At 64.4% G+C, this 11,298-nt stretch carries 11 protein-coding genes and 1 riboswitch; of the genes, 9 read left to right on the top strand and 2 right to left on the bottom strand.

Annotated elements, in window-relative coordinates:
• Positions 1 to 55 precede the first annotated feature (55 nt).
• A riboswitch (cobalamin riboswitch) is annotated at positions 56 to 232 on the bottom strand.
• A gap of 73 nt (positions 233 to 305) precedes the next feature.
• Genes AWB80_RS12340 through AWB80_RS12320 form a run of 5 tightly spaced genes read left to right on the top strand, consistent with a single transcriptional unit; the run spans position 306 to position 4,483 of the window.
• Positions 306 to 1,517 (top strand): bifunctional cobalt-precorrin-7 (C(5))-methyltransferase/cobalt-precorrin-6B (C(15))-methyltransferase, encoded by a 1,212-nt coding sequence (locus AWB80_RS12340; protein ID WP_061174928.1) that lies wholly within the window; start codon positions 306 to 308, stop codon positions 1,515 to 1,517.
• A gap of 6 nt (positions 1,518 to 1,523) precedes the next feature.
• The gene (locus tag AWB80_RS12335) at positions 1,524 to 2,621 is read left to right on the top strand and encodes a cobalt-precorrin-5B (C(1))-methyltransferase (RefSeq protein ID WP_061174927.1); all 1,098 of its coding nucleotides are present in this window, start codon (positions 1,524 to 1,526) and stop codon (positions 2,619 to 2,621) included.
• The gene (locus AWB80_RS12330) at positions 2,618 to 3,349 is read left to right on the top strand and encodes a cobalt-precorrin-6A reductase (protein WP_061174926.1); all 732 of its coding nucleotides are present in this window, start codon (positions 2,618 to 2,620) and stop codon (positions 3,347 to 3,349) included. Before AWB80_RS12335 ends, AWB80_RS12330 begins: the two co-directional genes overlap by 4 nt.
• The gene (cobM, locus tag AWB80_RS12325) at positions 3,346 to 4,071 is read left to right on the top strand and encodes a precorrin-4 C(11)-methyltransferase (protein ID WP_061174925.1); all 726 of its coding nucleotides are present in this window, start codon (positions 3,346 to 3,348) and stop codon (positions 4,069 to 4,071) included. The genes AWB80_RS12330 and cobM overlap by 4 nt, the downstream gene beginning before the upstream one ends.
• A 7-nt stretch (positions 4,072 to 4,078) precedes the next feature.
• Positions 4,079 to 4,483: a DUF4186 domain-containing protein gene (locus tag AWB80_RS12320; RefSeq protein WP_061174924.1), complete on the top strand. Its 405-nt coding sequence runs from the start codon at positions 4,079 to 4,081 to the stop codon at positions 4,481 to 4,483.
• On the opposite strand, the gene AWB80_RS12315 is transcribed toward AWB80_RS12320, so the two are convergent.
• On the bottom strand, positions 4,472 to 5,704 hold the full coding sequence (locus AWB80_RS12315) for a glycosyltransferase family 87 protein (RefSeq protein WP_061174923.1): 1,233 nt from the start codon (positions 5,702 to 5,704) through the stop codon (positions 4,472 to 4,474). The genes AWB80_RS12320 and AWB80_RS12315 overlap by 12 nt on opposite strands.
• Before the next feature lie 162 nt (positions 5,705 to 5,866).
• Here AWB80_RS12315 and AWB80_RS12310 point away from each other — a divergent pair, with 162 nt between their 5' ends.
• Together AWB80_RS12310 and AWB80_RS12305 are read left to right on the top strand one after the other, a co-directional pair.
• The gene (locus tag AWB80_RS12310; RefSeq protein WP_061174922.1) at positions 5,867 to 7,549 is read left to right on the top strand and encodes a hypothetical protein; all 1,683 of its coding nucleotides are present in this window, start codon (positions 5,867 to 5,869) and stop codon (positions 7,547 to 7,549) included.
• A gap of 148 nt (positions 7,550 to 7,697) precedes the next feature.
• Positions 7,698 to 8,765 (top strand): class I SAM-dependent methyltransferase, encoded by a 1,068-nt coding sequence (locus tag AWB80_RS12305; protein ID WP_061174921.1) that lies wholly within the window; start codon positions 7,698 to 7,700, stop codon positions 8,763 to 8,765.
• Between the two features lie 22 nt (positions 8,766 to 8,787).
• Here the strand turns inward: AWB80_RS12305 and AWB80_RS12300 are convergent, their stop codons facing one another.
• Positions 8,788 to 9,543, bottom strand: a complete 756-nt coding sequence (locus AWB80_RS12300; RefSeq protein ID WP_061174920.1) for a TerC family protein — start codon at positions 9,541 to 9,543, stop codon at positions 8,788 to 8,790.
• A 262-nt stretch (positions 9,544 to 9,805) separates the two neighbouring features.
• Here AWB80_RS12300 and AWB80_RS12295 point away from each other — a divergent pair, with 262 nt between their 5' ends.
• Entirely contained in the window at positions 9,806 to 10,957 is a 1,152-nt protein-coding gene (locus tag AWB80_RS12295) for an OpgC domain-containing protein (RefSeq protein ID WP_061174919.1), read from the top strand.
• Between the two features lie 147 nt (positions 10,958 to 11,104).
• Positions 11,105 to 11,278: a DUF1328 domain-containing protein gene (locus AWB80_RS12290; RefSeq protein ID WP_087131217.1), complete on the top strand. Its 174-nt coding sequence runs from the start codon at positions 11,105 to 11,107 to the stop codon at positions 11,276 to 11,278.
• The last annotated feature ends 20 nt before the right edge of the window (positions 11,279 to 11,298 follow it).

The raw sequence follows: 11,298 nt of genomic DNA, 5'->3' as shown, positions 1-11,298 counted from the left end.
CCGTTGGGCTTCGCACGTGATGAGCGAACCGGTACACCCCGCCCGGTCGGCGTCGCGCGAAAGCGATGAGTCGGCAGGTCTCTTGGCTGGCAGGTCTTCATTCGCGCCGGCCTTCCCGGTAAAAACCAGTGGCAGTGGAGCGCGGACTCGCTGCGTACAATTGCGGGGGCAGCCACAGTTTTGCTGTGTTCCCTCTTAGGCCCCAACGGGCACCGACGGACCTGTATTATGCCCGCTTTTATCGACCATCCAGGCGCTTCAGGGCACAAGCCCGAAGCGCGATTCGAATCGCAAGGAGGCGGCGCATGTCGACCTGGCTGACCGTGGTGGGGATCGGCGAAGACGGCTGGCACGGCCTTTCCCGTGTGGCGCGCCGCGCGCTGCTCGACGCGCAATCGATCCACGGCGGCGAGCGCCATCTCGCGCTGCTGCCGGTGCGCATCGCCGCGCGCCGCGTGCCGTGGCCGAAGCCCTTTTCGATCGATGCCGTGCTCGCCGGGCGCGGCGACGGCAAGACCCGCATATGCGTGCTCGCGAGCGGCGATCCGATGTGCTTCGGCGTCGGCGCAACGCTCGCGCGTGAAGTCGCCAATGGCGAAATGCGCGTGATTCCCGCGCCGTCGTCGCTGTCGCTGGCGGCGGCGCGTCTGCGCTGGGCGTTGCAGGACGCGGTGTGCGTGTCGCTGGTCGGGCGGCCCGTCGCGTCGCTGCTCGCGAGCCTGCATCGCGGCGTGCGCCTGCTCGTGCTGAGCGGCGACGGCACCACGCCCGCCGCCGTCGCCGCGCTGTTGACCGCGCACGGTTTCGGCGCGAGCCGCATGACCGTCTTCGAACACTTGGGCGGCAACCACGAGCGCCGCGTCGACGAACGCGCCGACGACTGGCGCGAGCCGCTCGTCGCCGCGCTCAATCTCGTCGCGATCGAATGCCGCACGCATGCAGGCCACGCCGGCCCGCCGCTCACGCCCGGTTTGCCCGACGACGCCTATCGTCACGATGGCCAGCTCACGAAGCGCGACGTGCGCGCCGTGACGCTCGCGCATCTCGCGCCGCAGCCGGGCGAATTGCTGTGGGATGTGGGCGCGGGCTGCGGCTCGATCGGCATCGAATGGATGCGCGCGCATGGCGCGTGCCGCGCGATCGCGATCGAAGCGAACGAAAGCCGGCAGCGTCTCATCGAATCCAACCGCGATGCGCTCGGCGTGCCCGCGCTGCAACTCGTGAAAGGCGAAGCGCCCGCCGCGCTCGACGGCCTGCCCGCGCCGGATGCCGTGTTCATCGGCGGCGGGCTGACCGTGCCGGGCCTGCTCGATGCCTGCTGGACGCGGCTGCGTCAGGGCGGCCGCCTCGTCGCCAATGCGGTGACGCTGCAAAGCGAAGCGGCGCTGGTCGAATGGCGTGCGCGGCATGGCGGCGAGCTGACGCGCATCGGCATCGCGCAGGCGGAGCCGCTCGGCAGCTTCGATACGTGGCGGCAGGCGCTGCCGATCACGCTTCTGCACGCCAGCAAACCGTGAAGCGTCATGCGTGAAGAAACGCCGGAACAGGCCGCGCCGCTCAGAAGCGGCTACACGACCGGAAGCTGCGCGACCGCGACGAGCCTCGCGGCCGCGCGCCTCTTGCTGCTCGGCGAGACGGGCGAGCGCGCGGAGATCGTGCTGCCGAAAGGCCAGTGCGTGACCATGACGCTTTCCTTCTGCCGCCGCATCGCCGAACCAGCCGACGCAGCGGAAGCCGGCGTCATCAAGGACGCGGGCGACGATCCCGACGTCACGCACGGCGCGCTCGTGTTCGCACGCGTGCGTCTGTCCGACGAAACCGGCGTGCGTTTTCATGCGGGACCGGGCGTCGGCACCGTGACGCGCGCGGGGCTGGCGCTCGCCATCGGCGAACCGGCGATCAACCCGATGCCGCGCAAGATGATGGCGCAACATCTCGACGCGCTCGCCGCGAGCACGGGTTATGGCGGCGGCTTCGACGTGAGCATCGGCGTGGAGAACGGCGAGGCGCTCGCGCAGAAGACGATGAATCCGCGCCTCGGCATCGTCGGCGGCTTGTCGATCCTCGGCACGACAGGGATCGTCAGGCCGTTTTCGTGCTCGGCGTATATCGCGTCGATTCATCAGGGCATCGATGTCGCGCGGGCGAACGGGTATCGGCATATCGCCGCGTGCACCGGCAATCAGAGCGAGGACGCGATGCGCGCGCATTACGGCCTGCCCGATATCGCGCTGATCGAAATGGGCGACTTCGCGGGCGCCGTGCTGAAGCATCTGCGCCGCGCGAGCGTCGACAAACTGAGTCTGTGCGGCGGCTTCGGCAAATTGTCCAAGCTCGCGGCGGGGCACATGGATCTGCATAGCCGCAACTCGAGCATCGACCTGACGCTGCTCGCCGTCTGGGCCGCCGACGCGGGCGCGAGCGACGCGCTGCAGGCGGCCATCCGCGCGGCCAACACGAGTCAGGAAGCGCTCAAGCTCGCTCGCGTCGAAGGCATCGCGCTCGGCGATATCGTGTGCCGTCGCGCGCGCGCCGTCGCGCTCGATGTGGTGCCGCCGGGCATCGAAGTCGAGACCTTCGCGATCGACCGGCACGGCAATATCGTCGGGAGCGCGGCATGAGGCGCGTGCTTCTGCTCGGCGGCACCGGCGACGCGCTCGCGATCGCGCGCAGCCTGCCCGCCGCGCATGTCTACAGTCTCGCGGGCCTCGGGCGCGTGCCCGGCGATCTGGCGTGCGCGGTGCGCGTCGGCGGTTTCGGCGGCGTCGACGGGCTCGTGCGCTATCTGTGCGATGAAGACATCGCGCTCGTCGTCGATGCGACGCATCCGTATGCCGCGCAGATGAGCCGTCACGCGCGCGAGGCCTGCACGATCGCGCGCGTGACGCTCTGGGCGGTGCGCCGTCCGGCGTGGCAGCCGCAGCCCGGCGACGACTGGCGCGACACGGCGGACTGGCGCGGGATCGTCGAACGGATCGCGGGGTTTCATCGGCCGCTGTTTACGCTCGGACGCGAACCGCTCGCGCATCTGCACGAAATCCCCGCATTGCAGCACTGGACGATTCGCTGTCTCGACGCCCATCCGGGCAACGAACGCGCCGATATCATCGATGCGCGCGGGCCGTTCGATCTTGCCGGCGAACGCGCGCTGTTCGACGCGGCGCGCATCGACGTGATCGTCAGCAAGAACAGCGGCGGGCGAGCGACCGAAGCGAAACTGGCCGTCGCGCGCGAGCGAGGCTTGCCAGTCGTGATGCTCACGCGTCCCGCGCTGCCCGACGCCGACCGATCTTTCGACGATGCCGTGAGCGCCCGCGACGCGCTCCAACACTGGCTCACCACACAATGACTGTTTACTTCATCGGCGCCGGTCCGGGCGATCCGGAACTCATCACCGTCAAGGGGCAGCGGCTCATCCGCGCGTGTCCCGTGATTCTGTACGCCGGGTCGCTGGTGCCGCGCGAGGTGCTCGACGGCCATCGCGCGACGACATGCATCGACACGGCCGAACTCGATCTCGACGCGATCGTCGCGCTGCTGCGGGACGCGCACGCGAACGGGCAGGACGTGGCGCGCGTGCATTCGGGCGATCCGTCGCTCTACGGGGCGATCGGCGAGCAGATCCGCCGGCTCGACGCGCTCGCGATTCCCTATGAAGTGGTGCCGGGCGTGACGGCGGCGGCCGCATCGGCGGCGGCGCTCAAACGCGAACTCACGCTCCCCGGCATTTCCCAGACTGTCATCCTCACGCGCTACGCAACCAAAACGTCGATGCCGGAAGGCGAAAGCCTGGCGGATCTCGCGCGCCACCGCGCGACGCTCGCGATTCATCTCGGCGTGCGGCATATCGAGCGAATCGTCGCGGAGCTCGTGCCGCACTACGGCGCGGATTGTTCGGTGGCGGTCGTGTTCCGCGCGAGCTGGCCGGACGAGACGCGCGTGCAAGGCACGCTTGCCGATATCGCGTCGAAAGTGCGCGCGGCGGGCATGGAGCGCACGGCGATGATTCTCGTCGGGCACGTGCTGAGCGCCGAAGGTTTCGCGGATTCGACGCTCTACGCCAAGGACTGATCACGCCATGCGCGACCTCGACGCCGTGTTCGATGCGCTCGCGAAATCGGCGTTTCGGCGGCGCTTCGCGCTCGGCGTGCGGGAGGGGAAGATGCTGCGCGAGACGGGCATCGACAGGATTGTCGCGCAGGCGCATGAACTGATCGGCAAGCGGCTCGCGCCGCAAGCGCCGCTGAACGACGGCAAACAGACGTCGTTTCGCGGGCATCCGGTGTTCATCGCGCAACACGCGACGGCGACGTGCTGCCGCTCGTGCCTCGCCACGTGGCACGGCATCGCGGCGGGCAGGGCGCTCGATGAAAGCGAGCGCCAGCATGTCGTCGATGCGATCGAACGCTGGCTGCGGGCGCAACCGCTGCCGCCCGCGAACGCCGCCACGCCCGACGATCCGCAGCTTCGCCTACCGTTCTGACGGTCGTTCGAATGCGGCAAGCGTGCTGCCATCGGCCGCTTCGAGACGCGCGCGCCGTATCGCCACGAATATCAGCGACGCGAACACGAGCGGCCCCGGCCCGAAGCCGAAATGCTTGGCCAGCAGATCGCCCATCTGCGGATACAGCCACGCGAGCACCAGAATGGCGATTTCGCCGCGCAACCAGCCATCGCGCATGGCGCGGGCGGCGAGAAGCGCGAGCGGCACGCCGAGCCAAACCGCATCGTAGTTATAGATGTAGGGGCTGATCATGAACGTGCCCGCGACGAGCGCGGTGGCGCGCACTTCCAGCGACTTGGCGTTGCGCCACACCCACGCGACCGCGCAGACCGCGACGAGCGCCTGACACGCCTGCGCGACATACGCCGGGCCGGTCGCGAAGTGCGCCATGCGCAAGGTCGCGAACAGGCTCGCCGTCTGATCCCAGGGCAGCACGCCGCTTGCGATATAGCCGTTGGCTTCGCTGAGCCCGTGCAGAAACTCGGGCACGATATCGAGCCCGAACACGGCGACCGATGCAGTCGTGAAGAGCACGGCCGTCACCGCGGCGGCGATGAAGGTCTTCCACATGCCCGCGCACGCGAGCGCGACCGGAAACAGAATCGCCAGATGTGGCTTGATCGACAGCAGGCCGATGAAGACGCCCGCGAGCACGGGCCGCGTGCGTATCGCGAGGAATGCGGCGAGCGCGAGACTGGCGGTGATGCAGGCGTTCTGTCCTTGCGCCGCGTTGAGCCACAGGCCGGGAAACGCGAGTATCCATATCAGCATGGACCGCATCGGCAGCACCCGGCGGATCAGCAAGACGAACAGCGCCGACGACAACCCGATGAAAAGCGCGTAGCCGACGGGCGCACAAAGCAATGCGAACGGGCGCACCAGCAGCAGAAAATTCGGCGGATAGAACCACGGGCCGGGCATCACGATATCCGGCGACAACTGCAGCAGAACGTGCTTGATCGCGCTCCAGGAATAGGCCGCGAGCGGCGTGCCGTCGAGCGTGAGGCGCGACGCGGCCCAGAACGTCAGGAAGTCCCAGCCGCCCGGATGGCCGTATGCGGCCCAGGAATGCCGGGCATTGAAGCAGAACCCGAAGCACTGGAAGGCGAGCAGGGCCGTGGCGCACCAGGCGCCCGCCCGCCAGCCGTTGAACCAACGGCGTGCGGGCTCGCGTGCGAGGGAAGCGGGTTGGGTCGTCATCCGTTCGATATCGGCGGATGACGGGGGAACTTTAACCGGGCTTCGTCCGGGATTCGAAGCCGCCGGTGACTTATCATGTATTTGCTTAACAATTCTTCAGACCATGTAAAATGACGCCCTACAAGAGGTCGCACGATCGCGACCCGAATCAATAAACGGGTTATGCAAGTAAAGAAAGTCGAAGTCGGGAATGTTTTTCTGAGCAGTGCAATTTTTCTGATTGTGTTCGTTGTTTCGACGGCGTTTATTTTCGCCGTTCTGCAAGGCTCCGGAATTGCCAGTCAATGGGCTTTTATCGCTCCTCTACTCGCGGGTGGCGCATCGCTGACCGTGACGAAATATGCTTCCCCAACGGTATTCGTCAAAAGCGCCGTATGCGGCGTTACGCTCATCGCGCTTTCCTTCGCGCTATCGAACGCATATTTTGATTTCTCGAACGATGGCATTGGATACCACTCGGAGGCGATCATCGAACTCGCGAGACGATTCGATTTTCTTGAATCGACGCTGCGCGGAGTGAACGCAATCTATACGAACAACTATCCCAAGCTCGCGTGGTTTTATGGCGCGGCCATTTACAAGCTCTCTGGAAACCTTGAACTCGCGAAGAGCATCAATTTCCTGCTGCTTGTCTCGGTGATGTTGATCTGCCTTTCCGTGACGAGCAAGCTGCGAGCCGATGCGCGCCTGCTCGTGTGCGTCGGCGTCGCGGCGAATCCCGTTGTGTTGGCGCAGCTCTTTACGCACTACGTCGATGGTTGCATGGCAAGCTTTCTGGCGATTCAGATTCTTACGCTCTACGGCTTTTTCTGGGGCGCGCCTTCGAGAAATCTCGTGTTGGTGTTTGTTTTGTCGCTGATCGGCTGCGCAGCGTTGAAACATACTGGACTCGTCTTTTCGACCATTTCCATGGTTGCATTTCTGGCGATAGCCCACCGAAAGAAAGTCGACTTGCGTCCATATTTTTTCCCGTGGTGGCGAATTGCCGGTCTGGCCTTGGTCGGCATCGTGCTCTGCGTGAATCCGTACGTGAAGAATCTCATTGAAGGACATCATATTTTCTATCCTTCGATGGGCGAAGGGCGTGTGCAGAATCTCATTTCCGCGCAGACAACGCCCGAATTTCACGCGCTCGACAGATTTTCCCAGGTCGCCTTGAGCGTCTTCGGCGAGACGGCCAATCAAAGCCCGAGCAATCCGGCGACACCCCGGCTGCCCGAGATTAAAATGCCATTCTCCATGACGGACGCGGAAGTGTCGGCTGCCGGCGCCGCGGACGTTCGATGGGGCGGGTGGGGACCGCTCTTCGGCGGCGCGTGCCTCGTCGCAATGGTCTTCGCCGCGGTTCGATTTCGCTCGATGCGCTCCGAAGCGCCGGTCTTCATCCTGGTCTGGGTGCTGTGTTTCATCAGCCCCGAGTCGTGGTGGGCAAGGCTGAATCCACAGATTTATCTCCTCGTGGCCTTGGTCGGCGCGCTCGCGATCGGAAGACATCGGCTCGCGGGCTACGCGATTTGCCTGATTCTCCTAGCCAATTCAGCAGTCGTGGAATATAGCGCGCTAACGATTGCCCGGAACGGCAATGACTATCTTCATAAGGCAGTGAACGAATTGACGTCGAACGGGCAAGAGCCGGTTTATTGGCGGCGCACCGGTGTCGCGCTAGGACCGATGTTCGACCGTTTTCACGTCCGCGTCATCAACGATGCGCCGTGTGCCCGTGATTCGTGCAAAGACTTCCGATGCAAGACGCTGCTCTGGAATTCGTTGGTCTGCGTGAAGCACCGTCCATCGGACGATATTCACGATAATCGCAAAGCCACGGCGACCATCGCGACGAATTAGGCTTCGCCTGTCGCCGGAACCCGATATCGCGCCGACGCGGAGTTGTGTTAAGTTCGGTCGGCGAGCGTAATGGCGCGCCCGCATCAAGCGTCCGCGGCCGTCTGTCCGCCGGCGATTCGAACTCGAATGTGATGCAGAGGAGCCGTCGATGAATCTCGTAACGCAGCTTCGGCGTGGTCATCTTTTGAAGCACACCGACCTGTCGGGGCTCGGGTTGGAACTGGGCCCTTACGACCAGCCGACGGTCTTCAAGACCGAAGCTCAGGTGCGTTATCTCGACTGGAAGAATCGCGAGCAACTGGTGCGCGAATGCACGCATCCTGATCTGATCGAGCAGATTCCCGAGATCGATTACGTTGTCAGTTCGAACCGGTACGGCGATTACATCAGCGACAAGTTCGACTACATCATCGCGAATCATGTAATGGAGCACGCGCCAAACATGATTCAGTGGCTTGCGGATCTCTGCGCGATGATGAACGACGGCGGGATTCTTTTCCTCGCCTTGCCCGACAAGAAGTTCAGCTTCGACAAGTACCGGCCGGATACGGCGCTGAGCCACTTCGTCGCCGAGTACCTGGCGGGCGTGGAAGAGATTCCGCGCGAGCATCAACTGGAGTGCGAAATATATTACGACGAGGCCTTCGTCAATCGGCCGATGGACGTGCGCGACAAGCTGAATCTCGATCGCATCAGTGAAAAGCTGAAGGCGCCGCCGCATGTCGGCATTCACAGCCATGTGTTCGACAGTGAAACGATTGAGAGCAAGGTGCTGAAGCCGATCCTCATGATGGGCTTCCTGACGTTCAATCTCGTCGATTTCGTGGCTGCCAGGGGCGAGACCGGCGGCGAAATGATCATCATCCTGCGCAAGGAACGTCCGGACGTGCAACTCACGACGGAGGAGTTCTACACGGCGAGTGGGGGAATGGAAAAGCGGGCCGCCGAAGCCGAAAGCCGTGCCACGCTCGCGGAGAGCGACCTCGCGCGAGCCCAGGCCATGCTCGCGGACACCCGTCGTATTCTCGCCGATGCCGAAGGCAAGCTCGGCGAAACGATGGACAAGCTACGGACTTCCCAGACCGAACTTCAGGCCAGCAACGCGGTCATCGCGGAGTTCGTCTCTTCCACGTCCTGGCGCATCACCGCGCCGCTTCGGCGCATCGTGACCGCGCTCCGGGGGAACGGTGCGCGCGGTCATACCCATGCCGGCTAATTAATCTGCGCAGGCGAGCGTTTCATCGAACGTTTTCGCGGGGGGCTCGCCGCCCCTTCGCGCGCCGCGCCAGCATGTTCAACCCTTCCACCAGCGCCGAGAACGCCATCGCCGCATAGATATAGCCTTTCGGTACGTGCGTGCCGAAGCCTTCGGCGACCAGCGTCATCCCGATCACGAGCAGGAAGCCGAGCGCGAGCATGACGATCGTCGGGTTGCGTTCGATGAAGCGCGACAGCGGCCCCGCCGCGAACAGCATCACGGTCACGGCGGCGATCACCGCGACGAACATGATCGGAATGTGCTCGGTCATGCCGACCGCCGTCACGATGCTGTCGATCGAAAACACGAGATCGAGCAGCAGGATCTGGCCGATCGCCGACAGCGGTGTCAGGCTCGCGCCGGATTCGGTTCCGGCGTGGTCACCGGTGTCGAGCGCGACGTGATGGTGGATTTCCGTCGTCGCTTTCCAGACGAGAAACACGCCGCCCGCGATCAGGATCAGATCGCGCCACGAAAAGCCGTGGCCGAACGCTTCGAAGATCGGCGCCGTGAGGCGCACGATCAGCGCGACCGTGCCGAGCAGACCCAGCCGCATCACGAGCGCCAGCCCGATGCCGATCCGCTGCGCGCGCGCCCGATGCGCGACGGGCAGCTTGTTGGTCAGGATCGAGATGAAAATCAGGTTGTCGATGCCAAGCACGACCTCCATGACGACGAGCGTCGCGAGGGCGGCCCAGGCTGCGGGATCGGCGAGGAGAGCGACGAGATAGTCCATGTTCACGAGGGTTCGACGGTGAGGGCGTGATATTAGCCTGAGAATCGCCAGAAATGAAAGGAACTTGAAACCTTCTGAAGAGATCGAAGGATTTTGTCGGCACAACTGGCGAATCGGCCACAAATACCGGATTAGAAACGTTTATTTGCGCTTCTTCTGATGATGCACTGCGTCATTTACGGGTAAACTCCTATGCTTTCGTGCCGCGTGCCCGCGGCCGCCGTCCAATCTCCTGTCGCCGCAGGACATCACGCGAAGCCGCATGCAGCAAAAATCACAACGTCTCATCGAGCTGGACTTCTTCCGGGGACTGGTTCTGCTGATCATCGTCGTCGATCATATCGGCGGCAGCATGTTGTCGCGCTTCACGCTGCATTCGTTCGCGCTGAACGACGCCGCCGAAGTGTTCGTCTTCCTCGGCGGCTTCGCTACGGCGACGGCGTATGTGTCGCTGGCCGCGCGCCGCTCCGAGCACGCGGCGCGCATGCGCTTCGTCAGGCGCGCGTTCGAACTGTACCGCGCGTTTCTCGTCACCGCCGTGCTCATGCTCGTCGCGTCCTTCCTGCTGCGGCCCTTTTTCGGCCACGCGCCGAATCTGGCGCTGCATGATCTCGACAGTTTCGTGTCGGAGCCGGTTGCGTCGATTGCGCAGATCCTCACGTTCGAGCGTCAGCCTTATCTCGCCGCCGTGCTGCCCATGTACGCGCTGTTTGCGCTCGCCGTGCCGGTCGTGCTGCCGCTTGCGCGCAGCAAGCCGTGGCTCCTGCTGGGTCTGAGCCTCGCGCTATGGGCTTTCGGGGCGCAGATCGGCGAATACCTGCCTTCCGTCGACGACAACCTCTGGGACTTCAATCCCGCCGCATGGCAGTTGATGTTCGTGCTCGGCGTGCTGGCGCGTTGCCAGCCGGTTTATCAGCGCGTGAGCGCGAACCGCTTTGGCTGGATCGTGAGCGCGGGCGCCGTCGCGCTGATCGCCGGCATGGCGTATTACAAACTGCTGGTGCTGCCGCCCGTGCTGGACAGCGCCTTCAAGCGCGATCTGGCCGGCCCGCGCGTCGTGAATTTCCTCGCTATCGCTTGGGTCGCGGCGAATCTCGCGCGGTATGGCGTCGTCAAGGCCGTGGCGCGACGGCTGCCGTGGGTCGGCGCGTTGGGGCGTGCCGGCATGGTGTCGTTCGTCGCCGGCACGGTGATTTCGCTCGTCGTCGATTCGATCCTGTTCACGCTGACCGATGGCCTCATCAACGTGCCGGCCGGGCTCGCCGCCGATGCGATCGCCATCGGCGCGCTGCTCGCCGTGCCGCGTGTGCAAGAGGGGATCGCCAACTGGCTCGGTACGCGAAAGCCGGTGCCTGTACTAGCCAAAGCCCCCGCCCCCGCGACCGTTGCGGCGACGGACAATCGCCTGCGCTGAGTCCGAGCGAAGCGGGCGGTTCGCCGCCCGCTTTTTATTCGTGCGAGTCACGCAACTAACGGTCTTTCCAGCCCGCAACCATCAACAAAAGCGCGACGCGGCACGCGCCTTGCAGGCAAGAGTCATCACAACAAAACCGGACCTGCCATGCTCAAGCTCGCCATTCTTTTCGCGGTCATCTCCGTCGTCGCCGGCTTTTTCGGCTTTACGCGCGTGTCGTCGGGCGCGGCGGGCATCGCCAAGATCTGCTTCTTCATCTTCCTGATCCTGTTCGTCGTGTTCCTGGTGATCGCGATCACGGCGGGGTCGCTGGTGCTGTAGCGATCGCGGGAAGCACGCGC

The sequence above is a fragment of the Caballeronia pedi genome (assembly GCF_001544915.2).
Lineage (GTDB): Bacteria > Pseudomonadota > Gammaproteobacteria > Burkholderiales > Burkholderiaceae > Caballeronia > Caballeronia pedi.
The sequence above is the reverse complement of the archived record's forward strand: the minus strand, read 5'-3'. Positions and strand labels throughout refer to the sequence as shown.

Excerpts from the sequence above, each read along its gene's own strand:
- AWB80_RS12305 (WP_061174921.1), top strand. The coding sequence starts at position 7,698 with ATGAATCTCGTAACGCAGCTTCGGCGTGGTCATCTTTTGAAGCACACC.
- AWB80_RS12340 (WP_061174928.1), top strand. The coding sequence starts at position 306 with ATGTCGACCTGGCTGACCGTGGTGGGGATCGGCGAAGACGGCTGGCAC.
- AWB80_RS12290 (WP_087131217.1), top strand. The coding sequence starts at position 11,105 with ATGCTCAAGCTCGCCATTCTTTTCGCGGTCATCTCCGTCGTCGCCGGC.
- AWB80_RS12300 (WP_061174920.1), bottom strand. The coding sequence starts at position 9,543 with ATGGACTATCTCGTCGCTCTCCTCGCCGATCCCGCAGCCTGGGCCGCC.
- cobM (WP_061174925.1), top strand. The coding sequence starts at position 3,346 with ATGACTGTTTACTTCATCGGCGCCGGTCCGGGCGATCCGGAACTCATC.
- AWB80_RS12335 (WP_061174927.1), top strand. The coding sequence starts at position 1,524 with ATGCGTGAAGAAACGCCGGAACAGGCCGCGCCGCTCAGAAGCGGCTAC.
- AWB80_RS12315 (WP_061174923.1), bottom strand. The coding sequence starts at position 5,704 with ATGACGACCCAACCCGCTTCCCTCGCACGCGAGCCCGCACGCCGTTGG.
- AWB80_RS12320 (WP_061174924.1), top strand. The coding sequence starts at position 4,079 with ATGCGCGACCTCGACGCCGTGTTCGATGCGCTCGCGAAATCGGCGTTT.
- AWB80_RS12330 (WP_061174926.1), top strand. The coding sequence starts at position 2,618 with ATGAGGCGCGTGCTTCTGCTCGGCGGCACCGGCGACGCGCTCGCGATC.
- AWB80_RS12310 (WP_061174922.1), top strand. The coding sequence starts at position 5,867 with ATGCAAGTAAAGAAAGTCGAAGTCGGGAATGTTTTTCTGAGCAGTGCA.
- AWB80_RS12295 (WP_061174919.1), top strand. The coding sequence starts at position 9,806 with ATGCAGCAAAAATCACAACGTCTCATCGAGCTGGACTTCTTCCGGGGA.